The 16,824-nt window shown below is 66.6% G+C and carries 16 protein-coding genes; 10 read left to right on the top strand and 6 right to left on the bottom strand.

The window, feature by feature from the left end; translation table 11 throughout:
• Positions 1-53: 53 nt before the first annotated feature.
• The 4 genes from rpsF (at position 54) to rplI (ending at position 1,704) form a co-directional block, all read left to right on the top strand.
• Positions 54-335, top strand: coding sequence for a 30S ribosomal protein S6 (gene rpsF / locus VZC37_RS17370; protein WP_330434019.1), 282 nt, complete (start codon positions 54-56; stop codon positions 333-335).
• Positions 336-448: 113 nt separating this feature from the next.
• Positions 449-958: a single-stranded DNA-binding protein gene (locus VZC37_RS17365; protein WP_330434017.1), complete on the top strand. Its 510-nt coding sequence runs from the start codon at positions 449-451 to the stop codon at positions 956-958.
• 18 nt (positions 959-976) lie between these two features.
• Positions 977-1,234 (top strand): 30S ribosomal protein S18, encoded by a 258-nt coding sequence (gene rpsR / locus VZC37_RS17360; protein ID WP_330434015.1) that lies wholly within the window; start codon positions 977-979, stop codon positions 1,232-1,234.
• Between the two features lie 17 nt (positions 1,235-1,251).
• The gene (gene rplI, locus VZC37_RS17355) at positions 1,252-1,704 is read left to right on the top strand and encodes a 50S ribosomal protein L9 (RefSeq protein ID WP_330434014.1); all 453 of its coding nucleotides are present in this window, start codon (positions 1,252-1,254) and stop codon (positions 1,702-1,704) included.
• An 89-nt stretch (positions 1,705-1,793) separates the two neighbouring features.
• Here the strand turns inward: rplI and VZC37_RS17350 are convergent, their stop codons facing one another.
• A complete protein-coding gene (locus VZC37_RS17350; RefSeq protein ID WP_330434013.1) occupies positions 1,794-2,474 on the bottom strand; it encodes a GAF and ANTAR domain-containing protein in 681 nt (226 codons plus the stop codon).
• Positions 2,475-2,931: 457 nt separating this feature from the next.
• Here VZC37_RS17350 and VZC37_RS17345 point away from each other — a divergent pair, with 457 nt between their 5' ends.
• Entirely contained in the window at positions 2,932-3,198 is a 267-nt protein-coding gene (locus tag VZC37_RS17345) for a hypothetical protein (protein WP_330434011.1), read from the top strand.
• A 16-nt stretch (positions 3,199-3,214) separates the two neighbouring features.
• Here VZC37_RS17345 and VZC37_RS17340 read toward each other — a convergent pair whose 3' ends face one another.
• Entirely contained in the window at positions 3,215-3,895 is a 681-nt protein-coding gene (locus VZC37_RS17340; RefSeq protein ID WP_431309434.1) for a hypothetical protein, read from the bottom strand.
• A 562-nt stretch (positions 3,896-4,457) separates the two neighbouring features.
• Here VZC37_RS17340 and dnaB point away from each other — a divergent pair.
• Entirely contained in the window at positions 4,458-6,707 is a 2,250-nt protein-coding gene (gene dnaB / locus VZC37_RS17335; protein ID WP_330434008.1) for a replicative DNA helicase, read from the top strand.
• Positions 6,708-6,851: 144 nt separating this feature from the next.
• On the opposite strand, the gene VZC37_RS17330 is transcribed toward dnaB, so the two are convergent.
• The 4 genes from VZC37_RS17330 to VZC37_RS17315 all read right to left on the bottom strand — a co-directional run bounded on the left by VZC37_RS17330 (position 6,852) and on the right by VZC37_RS17315 (position 12,836).
• Entirely contained in the window at positions 6,852-7,559 is a 708-nt protein-coding gene (locus VZC37_RS17330; protein ID WP_330434006.1) for a hypothetical protein, read from the bottom strand.
• A gap of 84 nt (positions 7,560-7,643) precedes the next feature.
• Positions 7,644-9,095 carry a wax ester/triacylglycerol synthase domain-containing protein gene (locus VZC37_RS17325; RefSeq protein ID WP_330434004.1) on the bottom strand — a complete coding sequence of 484 codons (1,452 nt, stop codon included), beginning with the start codon at positions 9,093-9,095 and terminating at the stop codon, positions 7,644-7,646.
• Positions 9,088-10,572, bottom strand: a complete 1,485-nt coding sequence (locus tag VZC37_RS17320; RefSeq protein WP_330434002.1) for an HAD-IB family hydrolase — start codon at positions 10,570-10,572, stop codon at positions 9,088-9,090. Before VZC37_RS17320 ends, VZC37_RS17325 begins: the two co-directional genes overlap by 8 nt.
• The gene (locus tag VZC37_RS17315) at positions 10,569-12,836 is read right to left on the bottom strand and encodes a glycerol-3-phosphate 1-O-acyltransferase (RefSeq protein WP_330434001.1); all 2,268 of its coding nucleotides are present in this window, start codon (positions 12,834-12,836) and stop codon (positions 10,569-10,571) included. The genes VZC37_RS17320 and VZC37_RS17315 overlap by 4 nt, the downstream gene beginning before the upstream one ends.
• 215 nt (positions 12,837-13,051) lie before the next feature.
• On the opposite strand from VZC37_RS17315, the gene VZC37_RS17310 reads away from it, so the two are divergent.
• From VZC37_RS17310 to VZC37_RS17295, 4 genes are all read left to right on the top strand, one after another.
• On the top strand, positions 13,052-14,356 hold the full coding sequence (locus tag VZC37_RS17310) for an MFS transporter (RefSeq protein WP_330434000.1): 1,305 nt from the start codon (positions 13,052-13,054) through the stop codon (positions 14,354-14,356).
• A gap of 48 nt (positions 14,357-14,404) precedes the next feature.
• Complete coding sequence (locus VZC37_RS17305; RefSeq protein WP_330433999.1) at positions 14,405-14,926, top strand: TetR/AcrR family transcriptional regulator; 522 nt, start codon at positions 14,405-14,407, stop codon at positions 14,924-14,926.
• Between the two features lie 58 nt (positions 14,927-14,984).
• On the top strand, positions 14,985-15,647 hold the full coding sequence (locus VZC37_RS17300) for an NAD(P)H-dependent oxidoreductase (RefSeq protein WP_330433997.1): 663 nt from the start codon (positions 14,985-14,987) through the stop codon (positions 15,645-15,647).
• 117 nt (positions 15,648-15,764) lie between these two features.
• Positions 15,765-16,820: a zinc-binding dehydrogenase gene (locus VZC37_RS17295; RefSeq protein ID WP_330433996.1), complete on the top strand. Its 1,056-nt coding sequence runs from the start codon at positions 15,765-15,767 to the stop codon at positions 16,818-16,820.
• Positions 16,821-16,824 lie beyond the last annotated feature (4 nt).

Genomic DNA, 16,824 nt, shown 5'->3' with positions numbered 1-16,824 from the left:
TCCTGCCACGGACAGTCCGTGGCCGACTAGCCCATAGGAGGTGATGTGGTCTTATGCGTCACTACGAATTGATGGTCATTCTCGATCCGAATCTGGACGAGCGCACCGTCGCCCCCTCACTGGATACCTTCCTCAACGTTGTCCGCAACGACGGCGGCAAGGTGGATGGTGTCGACATCTGGGGCAAGCGCCGCCTCGCCTACGAGATCGCCAAGCACAATGAGGGCATCTACGCCGTCATCGATCTCGACGCGGAACCCCAGACGGTCACCGAACTCGACCGTCAGCTGAAGCTGAACGAGTCGGTTCTGCGCACCAAGGTTCTGCGGAAGTAATCCACAGTTCCTTGATCGACACGTAAGCAGTCGGTGCCGGGCTCTAGGGTTGAACCCGACGAACCCGGTGCAGTCGATCAACGAGTGCCCATCCACGACCTAAGGGGAGACACATGGCAGGCGACACGGTCATCACCGTTGTGGGCAACCTGACCGCAGATCCGGAACTCCGGTTCACGCCGTCGGGAGCCGCGGTGGCCAACTTCACGGTGGCCTCCACGCCGCGCACGTTCGACCGTCAGACCAATGAGTGGAAGGACGGCGAAGCGCTGTTCCTCCGCTGCAACATCTGGCGCGACGCGGCGGAGAACGTGACCGAGAGCCTGTCCAAGGGAACCCGCGTCGTTGTGCAGGGTCGCCTCAAGCAGCGGTCTTTCGAGACCCGCGAAGGCGAGAAGCGCACAGTGGTGGAACTCGAGGTCGATGAGATCGGTCCCTCGCTGCGGTACGCCACCGCCAAGGTCAACAAGGCCTCGCGTGGCGGTGGCGGCGGCGGATTCTCCTCCGGCGGCGGCGGTAGCCGCAGCGGTGGGGGAGGTCAGCAGGTCGCCGACGATCCCTGGGGCAGCGCGCCCGCGAGCAGCGGATCGTTCGGTGGCGGGGACGACGAACCACCTTTCTAGAAACACACTGGAGTACCAATGGCAAAGGCAAAGAGCAGCCGGAAGCCTCGCGTCGAGAAGGTCACCAAGACCAAGGCGTGCAGCTTCTGCAAGGACAAGAAGGCCGACATCGACTACAAGGACACCGCGCTGCTGCGCCGTTTCCTGTCCGATCGCGGCAAGATCCGGTCGCGTCGCGTGACCGGCAACTGCGTGCAGCATCAGCGCGATGTCGCTGTGGCCGTGAAGAATTCGCGTGAGGTGGCGCTGCTGCCGTTCACCTCGACCGGACGCTGAGCGGGAAGGGATCTGATATGAAACTCATCCTCACCGCCGCCGTGGAGAACCTCGGCGAGGCCGGCGACACCGTGGAGGTCAAGGACGGCTACGGCCGCAACTACCTCCTGCCGCGCGGACTGGCCATCAAGGCCACCCGTGGCGCGCAGAAGCAGGTCGAGGACATCCGTCGTGTCCAGGCCGCTCGCGAGGTCCGCGGCCTGGAGCACGCGAACGAGCTGAAGCAGGCACTCGAGGCGCTCAGCGCCGTGTCGCTGGGTGTGAAGACCCACGACTCGGGCAAGCTGTTCGGCTCGGTCACCGCCGCCGACGTCGCGGGTGCGATCAAGTCGGCCGGCGGCCCCGCCGTCGACAAGCGCACCGTGGAACTGCCGAAGGGTCACATCAAGGCCACCGGCAGCTACCCGGTCGTGGTGAACCTGCACCCTGACGTGCGGGCCACCGTCGACGTCGCCGTCGTCGCGAACTGACGCTGTCGCGAACTGACGCGAGTCACCAGCCAGAAACGACGCCGGCCGAATCCCCACGGGGGTTCGGCCGGCGTCGTTGTCTCTGCTCCTCACACATTCGCGCCCGCGTCGTCGACATCCGGTATCGGACGGTCGGCATCCACGAGCTGCCGGGCGATGTCGCGCAACGGCCTGTTCGTCTCCTGCGAGAGCTTGGTGAGCAACCCGAATGCGTGGTCGGCGCCGCAGCGGTAGCGCTCCATGATGATGCCCTTGGCCTGTCCGATGATGTCGCGGGTGGCCAGTGCGGTGGCGAACTGTTCCTTGCGGCGCAGCGCGTCCCACGCCAGTGAGGCATGTGTGGCGTAGGCCTGGGCGATGTCGAAGGCCTCGTCGTCGTACGCGTCCGGGGTGTCGGAGTACACGTTGAGCGTTCCGAGGAAGTGCGTGGAACTGAGCAACCCGAACGTCATGACGGCCCGGATCGGGGTGCGCCGGAGTGCGACGTCGCGGTAGCGCGGCCACCGGGACTCACGCCCGAGGGCGTCGATCCGGATCGGATTCTGATCGGCTGCCGTCTGGAAGTACGGACCCTCCTGCAGGTTGTGCTGGACGTCGTCGAGAATCGCGGGATAGCGATGGGTCGACGCGGCCGTGTCCACCGTGCCCTTGTCGGTCGTCACCGTCACCGCCGCGTACTGCGCACCGGGAATCAGGCGGGCCGCGCCCGCGGTGATCTCGTCGAGCGCCAGCGGGACGTCGGTGTCGGCGTACCGCTGGACCCGCTGCATCAGATCTGCGATCTGAAGTTGGAGTCGAGCAGTGTCGACACTGTCGGAATTCAAAGGTGTGGACCCCTCACCGGCTCATGACCCGGCAAGCGATCGCACGGCAATGCCGGGTCGCTGCTTGTTCAACGTGAACAGAACTCTACCCATTGCCTCGAAGCGTCGCTCTTGGTGTCGCCCACGTTGTTCCGGCGTCGACCGCCGTGCCGGCTGCGGCGACACGGCGCCGGCCGCAGAAGATGCTCGGATCTCCTCAGAGCCGTCGACTGCGTAGTGGCCGCACACGCAGGGACCTGCCCGGGTGAAGTCGGGTAGTCCGGTACCCGTTCCGGTTGGCCGGTCCGTCCGTAGCGTCCTCGATACGAGTTCGTCACTCCGGGGGGAACCGGATGGACGCACCGAGGCGAACGTCCAGGACTCGTGCACAACCGACCGCAGTCACATCCAGGAGACGTTCGCCATGCTCATCATCACCTTCGTCATCGTCGGCGCCATCGTCGCCGTTCTGGCGTTTCTGTATCAACCATCGATCGACTTCGCCCGCTACGAGCAGCGTCAGGCAATCGCCACGCGTGACCGGACGCGACGACGACTGGCGCGTCAGCAGGCCAGGGCAACTGCCCGGGCCGCGACGGCCGAGGAGGCGCAGCGGACCGCCCGCGAGGCGCAACCTCGTTCGCGCGCATGGGTGTTCGACTTCGCGACGCAGCTACGGTCGTTCATCTGACGTCGACCGGCGCGGATCAGCGCGGCGGAGGTGGGTTGAGCGGTAGCTGATTCCAGTACTGCAGCCGGGGCGGCAGGTAGCGCGGTGCCGGGTTGGGGCTATGCGCGGAGTCCCCGCTGGGGAAGAAGAACTTGTGCCAGCCCGGCGTGAAAATCAGTGCGCGCGAACCGGTCCGGCAGGCCACCGTGTCGCGTCGGGGTGCGGTGCAGGTGACGCCGTAGAGCGTGACCCGACTGCCCACCGACAGCGTCGGCGGGCGGAAACCCGTCGGTGCGCCGAATCGGTAGGTGGTGCCGGGCGGCACCCACCAGGGTCCCTGCTGATCGCCGGAGATCGCGGCGCCACGCACCTGCGGAGGCGCGGTGGCCGGGTGACCCTGACAGCCGACATAGCGGTAGACCGGTCCGATCTGGCACATCCACCGGCCGACGCGGAGGAATCCCCGGCCGTTGTCCGCGTAGGCGAGGGACCGGTACCGCTCGGGATCGACGGGCTGGTAGCGCGAGAGGTCGAACTCGACCGGAAGTGTGGGTCCGGGCGGCGCTGCTGCCACCTCGGCGGACGGACTCGCCCCCAGCGCGCAGACGGCGAGCGCCGATGCGATCAGGGCTGTCACGTAGCGGGTCCGCAACCGTGACCGCCGAGTGACGCTCGTGTGCGCGTGCCGCGCGCTCTGCTGCCTCCCCACGCCGACCATTGCAGCACAGGATCAACGCGCGTGACGCCGAACCGTTCGAACTGTGGACAACCGACCCAGTCGGGTCGCGCCGGCGCAGTCGCGCTGACCAGCTGTTACCCAGGTCACATCGGAAGTTTACCGAGTTGTTTACTACCCGTGGTTGAACCTTGGGACGCAACACGCCGATCACGCGTTCCGGCATGACACGCCGAAGAGAATTCAGACTGTCCCTGTGCATGAACCCGCAACACGTTGACCTGCGGGAACTTACGCCCTGCGCAAACATTTCCCCATGTTGTGCACAGGGGGTTCACAACGCTCCCGAGTGGGTCCACAGACGGTCCACAGTTTGCTGACAAGGTTGTGCACATCTGCGTTTGAGTGCCGCCGGATGCGGGATCTAATGTGCTCCGTCAGTGCTTCTGCGTGAGCGCTCAGGGCCCGGCTTGGACAATCTGTCGGAGCTGCTGAGTACCACGGAGGCAGCACGACCGACGTCGGTGGTGTGTGCCGCCGACGCCACAGAGTCGGACCCACTCGAAGTGTGAGTGGTGCAAGTACTGCGAGAGGTTTGACACGCGTGGCAGTAGTCGATGACCGCGGGCATGACCCGGGTCGATTGGAGCCGGTGCCCGGCGGACGGTCGGGACGCGGTGACGACGGGGTTCCTGCCGAGGACTTCGGGCGCCAGCCGCCGCAGGACATGGCGGCCGAGCAGTCCGTGCTCGGCGGCATGCTGCTGTCCAAGGACGCCATCGCCGACGTCGTGGAGAAACTCCGGTCGGCCGACTTCTACCGACCCGCGCATCAAGCGGTCTACGACGCGATCCTGGAGCTGTACGGCAAAGGTGAGCCGGCCGACGCGGTGACCGTGTCCGCCGAGCTCGAACGTGCCGGGGAGCTCCGCCGGGTCGGCGGGGCGCCCTACCTGCACACGCTGATCTCCACCGTGCCCACTGCGGCCAATGCCGGCTACTACGCCGAGATCGTTGCGGAGAAGGCCATTCTGCGGCGCCTGGTGGCCGCAGGGACCCGCATCGTGCAGTTCGGCTACGCCGGTGCCGACGGCCAGGACGTCGCCGAGGTCGTCGACCGTGCCCAGGCCGAGGTCTATGAGGTCACCGAGCGCCGCACCGCCGAGGACTACGTGCCGCTGGAGGAACTGCTCCAGCCGACGATGGACGAGATCGACTCGATCGCGTCGCGTGGCGGACTGTCGCTGGGCGTGCCCACCGGCTTCGTGGATCTCGACCAGATCACCAACGGCCTGCATCCCGGGCAGATGATCATCGTCGCCGCACGACCCGGTGTCGGCAAGGCACTCGCCCTCGATACCCCGCTGCCCACGCCCACCGGGTGGACCACGATGGGCAACGTCACCGTCGGTGAGCAGCTTCTCGATGCCCGCGGCCGGCCTACCCGGGTCGTCGCGGCCACCGACGTGATGACCGAACGACCGTGCTATGAGGTCGAATTCAACGACGGCACGGTTCTGATCGCCGACGAGCAGCATCAGTGGGTCGCCGACATCGACGGCAAGCGGCAGACCGTCAACACGGGCGCACTGCGCGCCCATGTCGGGTGTGCGGTGGTGCGCAACACCGAGCCGCTGGACCTGCCGCGCAAACGCTTCGCGTACGGCCCGTACACGGTCGCGGCGCTGGCCGGGATGGCCTTCGACGATCCCGAGATCAGCATGCGTATCGACGCCGAGGGCCCGGTCGACGTGATGACGTTGATGGCCGACCTCGGCGGCCGTATCCCGTTCGAATATCTTCGGGGGTCGATCGCGCAGCGTCGGGCACTACTCGCGGGGTTGCTCGACGCTCGCGCCACGGTCGACGACGACGGCTGGATCACCGTGCCTGCTGCCACGCGGCACATGACCGCCGTCGTCGCCGACCTGGTCGCCGGTCTCGGTTACAACTACAAGCGGTCGGCCACCGGATGGTTGCGCGTGGACGCCGACGACGACGTGTTCACCGTGCACCACAAGGCGATTCGGCACAAGGAACTCCGTCGCCGCGCCGGCGTGCGACGGCTGATCGCGGTGCGCGCCATCGACAGCGTGCCAGTGCGGTGCGTCGAGGTGGACAATGACGACCACATGTACCTGGCCGGCGAGGCCATGGTGCCCACGCACAATTCGACGTTGGCGATGGACTTCCTGCGGTCGTGCTCCATCTCCAACGGGCTGACCAGTGCGATGTTCTCGCTGGAGATGAGCAAGACCGAGATCGTCATGCGCCTGCTGTCGGCGGAGGCGAAGGTCAAACTCGGCGACATGCGTGGCGGCAAGATGAGCGACGACGACTGGACCCGCCTGGCCCGCCGCATGGGCGAGATCTCCGAATCACCGCTGTTCATCGACGATTCGCCGAACCTGACGATGATGGAGATTCGCGCCAAGGCACGTCGCCTCAAGCAGCGCCACGACCTGCGGCTCGTCGTCGTGGACTACATGCAGCTGATGACCTCGGGCAAGAAGGTCGAGTCCCGTCAGCAGGAGGTCTCTGAGTTCTCCCGCCAATTGAAGCTGCTGGCAAAGGAACTCGAGGTTCCGGTGGTCGCGATCAGTCAGCTCAACCGCGGGCCGGAACAGCGGACGGACAAGAAGCCGCAAGTCTCTGACCTGCGCGAATCCGGATCTCTGGAACAGGATGCGGACATGGTCATCCTGCTCCACCGCCCCGATGCCTTCGAGCGCGACGACCCGCGCGCCGGTGAAGCCGACATCATCTTGGGTAAACACCGCAACGGTCCGACCGCGACAATCACTGTGGCACACCAGCTTCACTTGTCGAAGTTCGTGGATATGGCGCGGGGTTAGATATAGCTGTCGCTCGCCACCCAGGTGAGACGACCAGTCCACGTCGTATGTCAGTCCGCCCGAACACCCGTCCTGCTGCTCCGCCGTCTACCGCTTGATCGAGGCAGACATCATGCTGCGGTGGTGGGGGTGTGATCGGTGCGATCAGATCGGTCCCGCAGCCACGGAGAACTGAAAGTTCCCCGCGCCCACGGACCGCGGGAGGGTCCGCAGCACGGCATCCGGATTGTCGTAGGGCCCACTGAGGTACGACGGTTGACCGTCTCGACCGAACTCGATCTGTCCCGGCCCGTCCCAGTCACCCAGGAACGCGGCTGCATCACCATCGAACGCGCTCGCCGGCTCGAAACCAAGCTCCCGCGCATAGTGCACCGCCCCCAGAATCAGTTCGCGGCCGAGTTCGATCGGTATCTCCAGCGGAGGAAGGTCGAACGCCGCGTAGAATGTGCGGACCGCGCCGGGGAGATGACCGGCGTCCATGGTTTCGAGGTCACGGGCGTTCTTCACCCCCAAGCAGTGCACGTCTGCCAAGTAGCCTCGCAGGGTTGCCCGACCACGCCGTGATTCTCGAGCCACCAGCACCTGAGCCATGCCTTCGACCTCACCTGCGGGGGCGTCCAGTTCCGCCCACTCCGGATGCCGCTCGAGTCCAAGACCAACACTCCAGCCACGATTGACCCAGCATCCGAGCACCTTTCCCAATCCCTGGGAGGCTTGGGTTTCGGCGGCGATTCGTTTCACCAACGGCGCCACTACCGACGGTCGCACGCCCAGCGCGCGTGCGATTCCCTTCGGTGGGTCACCGCGCTGCCAGCGTTCCCGCACCTGTTCGAGCAACTCCACCTCGTCCATACCCCCATTCTGCTGCACCGACCGGAGGATCGCGTGCGACCGACTGCAGCGCGTTGCGACGGCCCGGGCTCGAGCCCGCGCGCGTCACACCACCCGCCGCAACACCCCCGCCACCCCGTCTGGTTCGGCGAGGGCGAGCACCTCACCGAAACCGGCGACGAGGCAGTCGGCGAACAACTCGAGGTCGGTGACGGCGGCGCCATCTGAGTTCAGGCCCAGGCAGGCGGTGCCGTTGTGGGTGATCATCGTCGCCATCATCGCGCAGCCGGGCATCGGCCCGAACGGGAACATCCGTTCCACCTTGGCGCCGGCAACGTAGGTGTCCCAGGGTATTCCGGGGACGTTGCTGGCCTGGAGGTCGTTCTGGCTGGTGGTTCCGCTGAACTGCATGAGCAGCGATCCGGGCAGCCAGGCCATCACCGAGCCGAGCGTGTTGAACAGGTCGACGGCGGGTTCGTGGCGGGCGACTCGGACCTGTTCACGGATGGTCAGTACACGTTCGAACGGGTCGGCGATCCCGACAGGTCCGGCCAGGCGGCCGACGGCGATCCGGTTGCCGCCGGCGGGGTCCTCGGGCCGGCGCACCGAGATCGGGATCGCGACGGGGATCGCCTCCACCGGCGCGCCCATCTTCTCGTGATACCGGCGAAAACCGCCGATCAGCCCGGCGAGATAGACGTCATTGATCGACGCTTTCGTGGCCGTGGCGGCCGCCTTCAGATCGGTGAACGGAACCTCGAACGCACTGAACCGCCAGGACAGGCTGCGGTGGGCCAGTAGTGGGGAGCCGGGTGGACTCGCCAGCCCCGCCACCCGGGGCACCGATCGTCCGTAGCGCAGCGCGGAACTCAACGCGCGGCGGGGACGTCCTAGTGCGCGAACTCCGGAGACGGCCACATCGACGCGGTGGGGGACACGGCGGAGCTCCTCGCCGAGTTGTCGGCGCAGCAGATCGAGGGCGGTGATGTTGTCCGGGTCGGGGTTCGGCGGTTGAGGTTTGCTCGGATTGTGTTCGCGCGTCGGCGAATGCAGCTGGGCGAGACCGAGGATGGCGCCCAGGCCGTCAGTGAGGGCGTGATGTCCCTTCAACAGGTACGCGGCCTTGCCGCCGGGCAGGCCTTCGATCAACGTGCCCTCCCACGGCGGGCGCGCGGGATCCAACGCGGTCATGGCCAGCTGTTCGCATGTGGTGAGCAGCTCACGCATGCTGCCGTCGCCGCCGATCCGGATCCGCCGCAGGTGGTAGTGCAGGTCGAACTCGGGATCGACTGCCCAACTGGGTGTTCCGGTGCCGAACGGCGAGTCGACCACCCGTTGGCGGAACCGCGGCGCCATCCGGCTCGCCCACTCATGGGCGGCGACCAGCCGGTCCCAGTCCGGGGCGCAGTCATAGATCTCCAGCATGCAGATGGTGCCGCGCATGCGACGGTCGGTGTCACCGCGCCACATGATGGTGTCCACCGGGCTCATATGTGGTTCATTCGCCCAGTCCAGCGGGCGGCCACTCGCATCCTCGGTATCACCACCGTCAGTCATCTCTCGCCTCCTGTTCCACGTCCGTCGGATCGTCGGTGAACGACTCGAGCGGCCAATCGGCGAGTGCGCTCACGAACATCTGCCGCACCTCCTCGGCATGAGCACCCATCTCCTCGGCCCGCCACCCCGTGGTGTCGACCGGTGGCAGCACCCGCACCTCGACGATTCCGGGCCTGATCAACTGCGAACCGCGCCACATCAATTCGCCGGTATTGCGCAGCACCACCGGCACCACCGGTACTTCCGCCTGTGCGGCGATGTGGAACGGGCCCTTCTTGAAAGCACCGATCCGCGGCGTCGCCGATCGCGTCCCCTCGGGCGCCACCACCAGCGACATCCCGTCGTCACGGAGTGCGGTGACCGCCGGCGTCAGCTGTTCGATCGCCCGACCCGGGTCGGCGCGATCGATGAACACCAGCCCCGCCTGATCGAGGATCTGCCCCACCACGGGCACCCGCTGTACTTCCTTCTTGGCCACTCCCGTCGCATCCGATCGGACCAGGTGGATCATCACCGGGAGGTCCAGTTTGGACTGGTGATTGAACACGAAGACGCACGGGCGGTCTGAGGTGAGATACTCGCCGCCGTCGAGGACCCGCACGTGTACGCCGGCCAGCGACAATCCGACATCGACACCCGTCGGCAGGGTCTCGACGAGTGCCTGCGGGTTTCGACGCACCAGGCCTGCGGTGAAACCTACTGCGGCAGAAGTGATGAACGAACCATAGAAGGCGCCGGTGCGGGCAAGCATGCCGGCCCGGTTGTAGGTGGGGTTCTTCAGGTCCAGGATGGGCCAGCCGCGTGCCTCGGCTTCGGCGCGCAGCAGGCGGCGCGGTGAGACGGCCGCCGGATGGCCCACCGACTCCAGGTACGGGATGTCCTCGTTGCCGTCGCTGTAGGCGAACGACGCGCCCAGGTCGATCTCGTGGTCGCGGGCCAATGCACGCACGGCCGCAGCCTTACCCGGTCCCCACAGTGGTCGCCCCAGGATGTTGCCGGTGACCACGCCGTCGACGACCTCGACGTCGGTGGCCAGCGCGTGGTCGGCGTCGATCTCTCGCGCGATGGGCGCGATCTGGAATCGGGTGGCCGACGACGCGATCACGATCGTGTGCCCCATCTCCCGGTGCGCACGCAGGATCTGCCACATCTGCGGCCGCAGCTTTGCCGCCGTCTCATGCTTGAACAGGTCCTCACCGAACTCCAGCATCTCGGTGTAGGTCTTGCCCGCGAAAGTCGGCTTCGTCGCCGCGAGTACCTCGGCGTAGTCCTGCTCGGACACCACCCCGCGCAGCCCGATCAGCAGGTAGTCGACGACCTCGCCGAGCCCGAACTCCATGCTGCGCATGCGCGCCCGCATGATGGCTGCGGCGGAGAAGCCCTCGATGAGGGTGCCGTCGTAGTCGAACAGCGCGGCCACCTTCTTGCCGGTCGGCGCCGCACGGATCGCGCGCATCCGGTCGGTGAATGCGCTCATCGAGCCTCCTTGCGTCCGAGCGACGGTTGGATGTCCTCGATCTGGGTGATCCGAGCGAGTCGATCCCGCATGAGGTTCACCTCGTCGAGCCATGCCTGACGCGCCGCAGCCAGGTCGGTGAGTTCCTCGCCGTGGATGAGGTGGCGGTTGTCGGCGAGTCGATAGGCACCGTCGTAGAGGTCCTTGGACACCGAATCCTTGCTCCGCACAATCCCTTGCAATGACAACTGGCGGCCGAGACCCAGACAGTCGCCCATCAGGTCGTCCTTGTCGCGGGCGGCGACGCCCAGTTGGACGAGCCGCGTGGCGACCACCAGCTGCGCATCGAAGAACGGCTGCAGGGTCCGACGGGCGAGCAGGGCGCCGGTGTGACCGTGCAGGACGTCATACGTCCACTCCTGGGTCGGAATCCGCCCGCGCCACTCCGGCGCGATCAGGTCGAGTTCGGCGGCGAGTCGGTGGAAGTACTCGTCCTTGGCCGGAAAGAAGAACTCGAACTTGAGCAGATCTCGCATCCGCAGGGCTTCGCGCTGCGACACGGCCAGCAGGCCTTCATCGGTGGCGTAGTCGCCGGTGGCGCAGATCTCGCCTTCGGCCACCGCCAGCATGTTGACCTCGACGATGGCGCGGTTCACGAAATGGTGCAGCGCACCGTTGCGGTAGTAAGCGGCGACGGCGCGGTTGTCCGGCACGATCGACCAGACCGCCTCGGACCCGCCGTCGAAACAGCTCACCACGCCGTTGCCCGCCAGCACCCGCAGGGTCTGGGTCAGGCCGACCCCGCGGCACCGTGCCGGGTCGGGTCCGGGCAAACTGCGGCGGGCGATGTAATCGAGCAGTGGCACCAGAATCGCCTCGATCTCAGGCAGGGTGTAGGCGCGGTCGGGTGCACCCAGCAGGGCGAAGCCGACCAACGACGTCGCCGAGATCGGTGTGGCGGAATTGATCTCGTCCATCACGCGGAACGCGACCTTCTCCAGACGGGCGCGACCCTCGCCGGCGTCGGCGAGCGCCGAGCGCAGCGAGAACGGGGTGCCGAAGCGGACCCTCGCCTCGCCCAGATAGCTGCGCTGCGCCTTCGCGTACCGCAACAGCCAACCAACACCCTCGGGCTTCTTGGTGCCGCCGGCATCCTCGGCGGCCATCGCTCCGATCTCCTGCAGCTGGTCGTACACGATCGAGGTGGGCACGATCGTCACGTCGCCGGATTCGAGTTGGGTCACCGCGTCGACGACGTAGGTGAGCAGGCCCATCATCGGTTTGCGCAGCTTGCCGGTGCGACTGCGCCCGCCCTCGATGTACCACTCGAGGTTGAACCGCTTCTCGACGATGTAGGAGAGATACGACCGCATGGCGAACTTGTAGACCGGGTCCGACCCGAACTTCCGTCGGATGAAGATCATTCCGGCCCGCCGCGCAACCGGGCCCACCGGCCAGAACGACAAGTTGTTGCCGCCCAGAACCAGAGTGGGTGGGAAATCGTTGCTGCGCAACACTTTCGCCAACACCAACGGATCGACGTAGGACCGGTGGGACGGCAGGAACACCAGGCCGGTCGACTTGTTGAGTGTCCGCAGAGTGTCGAGGGTGTCCCGATCCACCGTGACGTGCCACGCGCGTTCGTGGAGCCTGTCGAACGTCGCGGAGAACACATCGTCCATCAGGCGACTCTGTGTGGCCACGAAGCCGGACAGTTTGTCGACGGCCTCGGTCACCACCGCTTCGGTGGGCCTGCCGAGTTCGGCCGCCAGCTTGGCCGCGCCGGCCTGGAATCGTGCCGAGCTGCCCACCTGTTCGGCAACCAGCCGCGGCACCTTGTAGCGGTCCCCGATGATCTGCCGCTCCGCGCGGTCGGCCGACAGCGAGGCCTGGACCGCGACGAACGTCCCGAACGGTTCACCCTCGGCGAGGTCGCGGGTGTGGCGCTCACGCAGTTCCGCGATGGTCGCCGGCACGCCCTGCACCACGCGCAGGCTGTCCGGCCGACGGCCACGAATCAGCGGTTGAACCAGCCCGACGGGCCGCCGCGGGTTGGACAGGGCCAGCAGGTCACCCAGTGTGACGCGGCGTTCGCCCTGGCGGACCGCGGGCAGCCACACCGGCCGTACCGGTACCAGCATCGTCGACGGTGGCAGTGTGTCGAGGTCGACATCGTCCGGCCGGTGAACCGGGGAATCGGGGTATGCGGTCGACGCCCAGTCGGATACCGCCCGCCGCTCGACGGACGTGCGCGTCTCCGCCAGCACGACAACCTCGTCGGTCATGTGTGCACCACCCTCACGTCCGTCTCGCCGCAGAGCGCTGCAGCAGCTCTATTGTGACGCCGCTCACATGTCGGCTGGTGGGCTTTGGCTCAGATCGATCGGGCGGCGACGAGGTGTGGTGACACCCGGGGGATCGAGTCCCCGATCGCATGCCGGACAATGAATCGAGTGTTCGACATTCTGCAGTCGGCGCGCCCTGTCCGGGATCGCCGCCGATGACCGCCCCACCGCGCCCGGCCCAGGCGATGGCGATCTGGCTTGTCGGACTCGCGGTCTACTTCGTCGCCGTGTTCCATCGTTCGTCGCTGGCCGTCGCCGGTCTGCTCGCGGCCGATCGATTCGACATCACTGCGTCGCAGCTGTCGACCTTCGTGGTGCTGCAGTTGCTGATCTACGCGCTCATGCAGGTGCCCGTCGGGCTCCTGGTGGACCGGTTCGGCCCGCGTCGGGTGTTGCTGTGCGGCACGTTGATCCTCACCTGCGCCCAGCTCAGCTTCGCATTCGCCGACAACTACATGTGGGCGTTGTCGTCGCGATTCTTCGTCGGGATCGGCGACGCCATGACCTTCGTGTGCGTCCTGCGGTTGGTGACCGTCTGGTTCCCCGTCCGCCGCATCCCGCTGATGACCCAACTCACCGGGGTGCTCGGACAGCTCGGTGCGGTCGCGGCCGCGGTGCCCATGACGTGGGCGCTGTCGGCGTTGGGCTGGACACACGCCTATCTCGCCACCGCCGCGCTCGGTGCCGCGCTGTTGATTGCGACACTGGTCGTGGTTCGGGACTCGGCGCAGGCGCGCTCGGTGTCGGGTCCGATGCTCGGCCTGGCCGGTATCAAGAACAGCCTGGTCGCGTCGTGGGAGCATCCGGGCACGCGCCTCGGGTTCTGGATGCATTTCTCCACGCAGTTCAGTGCAACCGTGCTGGGCCTGCTGTGGGGGTACCCGTTCTTCGTCGAAGGGCAGGGCGTCAGCTCGGCGGCGGCCGGTGTCCTGCTGACCGTCATGGTGCTCTCGATCATGGCGTTCGGTCCCGCCTTCGCCTGGCTGATCACCCGGTGGCCCTGGCATCGGTCGACACTCGTGCTGCTGGTGGTCGCCGCGATCGCGGGTACCTGGGCGGTGGTGCTGGCGTGGCCCGGCGCGGCGCCCTATTGGCTCCTGGTGATCCTGGTGGTGATCTGCGGGATGGGCGGCCCGGCATCGATGGTCGGCTTCGACCTCGGCCGTACATCCAACCCGGTGTTCCGGGTCAGTACCGCCACCGGCATCATCAACCAGGGCGGATTCTTTGCCAGCCTCACCTTGGTGGCGGCGATCGGCCTGATCCTCGACTGGCGGACCGCCGACGACGTCGCGGGCTATTCCGCCGACGCGTTCACCTGGGCCATGTCGGCACAGTTCGTGCTGTGGGGGATCGGCGTGACGCAGATCTGGCGCTATCGGCGCAAGGGGCGCGCTCGCCTGCTGCGCGACGATCCGGAGCTCTGGTCACAGCAGTCGGGGCGGCCGGTGCCGCGCTGAGGAGCCCGCGCCCTTGTCAGTGTAAAACGATCGTTTTACACTGACGTTGTGTCCTCCAGAGCCGCCATCGTCACCAGCGCCGAGCAGGTCTTCGACCGGCACGGGTTCGCCGCGACGGGCATGGACCGCCTCACCGCGGCCGCCGGGGTGTCGACGCGAACGTTGTACAAGCACGTCGGGAGCAAGACCGGCCTCATGGCCGCGGTGCTCGAACTCCGGATGGAGCGGTTCTTCGTACAGTTCGACGTCGACAGCGTCGACGCGCTGTTCACGGCATTCGAGGAGTGGATCGCGGCCGAAGGTGCGCGGGGCTGCTTGTTCCTGCGGGCCCTCGCCGAGACCGGTGGCCTGACCCCCGAGGTCGCCGACGTCGTCGCCGCATACCGGGAGCGGTTGCGAGAGATGCTGGGGCGCATCGTCGTCCATGAGACCGGCCACGATGACGGCGACCTGACCGATCAGCTCCTCGTGATCTTCGAGGGGATGACCTCGACGGCGTCGTACCTGGGCCCGCGAGCGGTGACCGCGGCCCGGGGCGCGGCGGCGCTCGTCCTCGGCCGGCCACGCTGACGAGCCGGGGCACGAACCAGAGGGCACGAACCCTGTCTGCGACGCGAAAGGATCACCCATGCACTTGATGACCGTGTTCGCCCATCCGTTCACCGATAAGTATCCGGCGGCCGTGATGGATGCCTTCCATGAACCGTTCGCCGAATCCGGGTACACGGTCGACGTTCTCGACCTCCACCGCGAGGGTTTCGACCCACGCTTCACCGAGGCCGACCACGCTCACTTCTGGGGCGGCCCCATCCCGTCCGACATCCCCGAGATGCACCGCCGCGTCGAGGCGGCCGACCGACTCGCCTTCGTGTTCCCCGTCTACTGGTGGTCGATGCCGGCGCTGATGAAGGGCTGGGTCGAGCGGGTCTTCACCGCCGGATGGGCCTACCAGTACGGCCGCGGTGTCGAGGATCGCGGTGCAGCACCGCTCAGCGGTCTGCTGCCCAGCATTCCCACCGCGCTGGTCGGTGTCGGTGGGTCGTCGAAGCGCACCTACGACAAGTACGGGTACGACGAGGCGATGCGCACCCAACTGGACGTCGGGATCTTCGCCTACTGCGGGATGAACGACGTCGAGAGTCACCTCATCTACGACGTCGAGGGAGATGTCAACGCCCCCAACCGAGAAGACGGCGTCCGGCGAGCGCGTGAGATCGGTGCGGAGTTCGCGTCGACCACCCGTGTTCCGCACACCGCGAAGGAAGATCACCTCGCCAGGCGATCCGCGTGACGCCGTCTATCTCATCTTGAGACGGACGCTCAAACCCATGGCCTTCTGTGCATACGATCAACCCGACCGGCCTGCGCGCACCATCGCAGTTGCATCAGCGGACGGAGGATCCGAACTATGAAAGCACTCGTTTACCACGGTCCCGGTGACAAATCGTGGGAGGAAGTTCCGGACCCCGTCATCGTCGACGCCACGGATGCGATCGTCCGCATGGATACCACCACCATCTGCGGTACCGACCTGCACATACTCAAGGGCGACGTCCCTGCCGTCACCGCCGGCAGGGTCCTCGGTCACGAGGGGGTGGGGGTGGTCACCGAGGTGGGGGCCGACTGCACGAAAGTCAAGGTCGGGGACCGCGTGATCATCTCATGTGTCACCAAGTGCGGAACCTGCGAGTACTGCCGGATGGGGATGACCTCGCATTGTCAGACCGTCGGCGGCATCGGCTGGATCTTCGGACATCTGATCGACGGCACGCAGGCCGAGTATGTACGAGTTCCCTTCGCCGACAACGGCTTGATCCTGTTGCCGGAGGGCATCTCGGCCGAACAGGGCACGATGCTGAGCGACATCCTGCCGACCGGCTTCGAGATCGGTGTGCTCTACGGCGCGGTGAAGGAAGGCGATGTCGTCGCGGTGGTCGGCGTGGGACCGGTGGGACTGGCTGCGGTGATGACCGCATCGGCGCAGGGCGCATCCAAGGTGATCGCCGTGGACGGCAACAAGTTCCGCCTGGAGCAGTCCCGCGACTTCGGGGCCACCGACACCATCGACGTGAACGCGGGTAATGACGTGGTCGCCGAACTCAAGGAGCTCAGTCGAGGCGGTCTCGGGGTCGACGTCGCCATCGAGGCGGTCGGCGTCCCGGCGACATTCTCGACGTGTCTGGACAGCGTGCGCCCGGGCGGCCACGTCGCGAATGTCGGCGTGCACGGCGCGAGTGTCGAGTTCCCCATCGAGCGGGACTGGATCAACAACCTCACCATCACAACAGGTTTGGTCAACGCAACCACGGCACCCGAACTGCTCGACCGCATTCAGAACGGTGAGATCGAACCGCAGAAGTTCGTGACCCACCGGTACTCCTTCGACGAGTTCGACGCGGCGTACGACACTTTCGCCAACGCCGCCGACGAACACGCGCTCAAGGTGATCATCTCGCGCAGTTGATCGG

The organism is Gordonia sesuvii (genome assembly GCF_036350415.1).
In the GTDB taxonomy this organism is placed as follows: domain Bacteria; phylum Actinomycetota; class Actinomycetes; order Mycobacteriales; family Mycobacteriaceae; genus Gordonia; species Gordonia sesuvii.
Note: the sequence above shows the minus strand (reverse complement) of the source record. Positions and strands in the feature narration are given on the sequence as shown.